The sequence below is a fragment of the Streptomyces sp. x-19 genome (genome assembly GCF_046549115.1).
Taxonomy (GTDB): domain Bacteria; phylum Actinomycetota; class Actinomycetes; order Streptomycetales; family Streptomycetaceae; genus Streptomyces; species Streptomyces albulus_C.
In genome coordinates, this window is the sequence record NZ_JAJPWK010000095.1 from 1 (window position 1) to 1287 (window position 1287).

Sequence of the window (1287 nt, forward strand, 5' to 3'; positions counted from 1 at the left end):
TGAAGTTTCCCCGTGATGCTGGACACGTGATGTCTATGCCGCGAGGGTGTGGTGATGCCGTTGCCTGGTCTCGGCCGGGGTGAGGTAGCCGAAATCCTTGTGCTTGCGCAGGCGGCGCCGGTTGTAGAACGTCTCGATGAAGATGAAGACGTCGGCGCGGGCGGTGGCCCGGTCGGGCCAGGTGCGGGTGCCGATCTCTTCCTTGAGCAGGGCCCAGAAGCTCTCCGCGGCCGCGTTGTCAAAGCATGACCCGGTGCGCCCGCAGCTTTGTCGTAGGCCCAACTCGTCTATTGCGCATCGGAATTCAGCTGACGTGTACTCGCTGCCGCGATCCGAATGTGTGATGCATCCATGCTGCAGGCCGCCGCGGCCGTGGGCCATCTTCAGTGCGTCGACCACCAGGGATGCGCGATGGTGGTCTGCCATCGCATAGCCGACGACCTCCCGGGTGGCCAGGTCGAGCCAGCAGGCCAGGTAGAGCCAGCCCTCGGCCGTCGGGAGGAAGGTGATGTCCCCGACCAGCTTGCTGCCCGGCACGCTTGCGGTGAAGTCGCGGCCGATCAGATCGGGGGCCGGGCGGGCCTTTTTGTCCGGCCGGGTCAGCGAACGGCGTCGGCGGCGATGGGCGCCCTGGATGCCGTGTTCACGCATCAGGCGGGCGACACGTTTGCGGTTTACACACCGTCCCAGGCGCCGCAGTTCAGCGTGGATCCGTGGAACACCGTAGGTGTGACGGGACGCGGCATGGACGACGGTGATCTCGTGGGCCAGGGCGTCGTCGGCCGCCTTCCGTGCGTCACGGGCTTTTGCCGACGCGAGCCAGGCGTAGAAGGAGGAGCGGGCCACGTTCAGCAGCCGGCACAGGAAAGCGACACCGTGGGTGGTCTTCTCCGCCTCGATGAACGCGCATATCTCGCTCATCGATCGCTCTCCTTCGCGAAGAAGACCGCGGCTTTTCGCAGTACCTCGATCGTCTTTGCCTGCTCAGCATTCTGCTTCCGCAGACGTCTCAGTTCTTCGCGCTCAGCAGAGCTGAGGTCGCCCGGCCGACCTTCACCGCGGTCCGCCTTGGCCTGGCGGTACCAGTTGCGCAGGGACTCCGGGCTGACCCCGAGTTCCCGGGCGACCTCGGTGACCGTCCGACCCGTGGAGTCGACGAGCGCAATCGCATCCCGCTTGAACTCCGCGGTGTACCGCTTCGTGTAGTTACTTCCCACCTGGTACTACTTCCTCTGGAACCTCAATGTCCCAGTCTCCAGGTGTCCACGATCACGGGGAAGCTCCACC

General features: G+C 65.2%; 2 protein-coding genes. Both read right to left on the reverse strand.

From position 1 onward, the window contains the following. Positions 1–33: 33 nt before the first annotated feature. Positions 34–921, reverse strand: coding sequence for an IS3 family transposase (locus ACLJT4_RS42385; protein ID WP_411130503.1), 888 nt, complete (start codon positions 919–921; stop codon positions 34–36). After that, a complete protein-coding gene (locus ACLJT4_RS42390; RefSeq protein WP_344574212.1) occupies positions 918–1217 on the reverse strand; it encodes a transposase in 300 nt (99 codons plus the stop codon). Before ACLJT4_RS42390 ends, ACLJT4_RS42385 begins: the two co-directional genes overlap by 4 nt. Positions 1218–1287 lie beyond the last annotated feature (70 nt).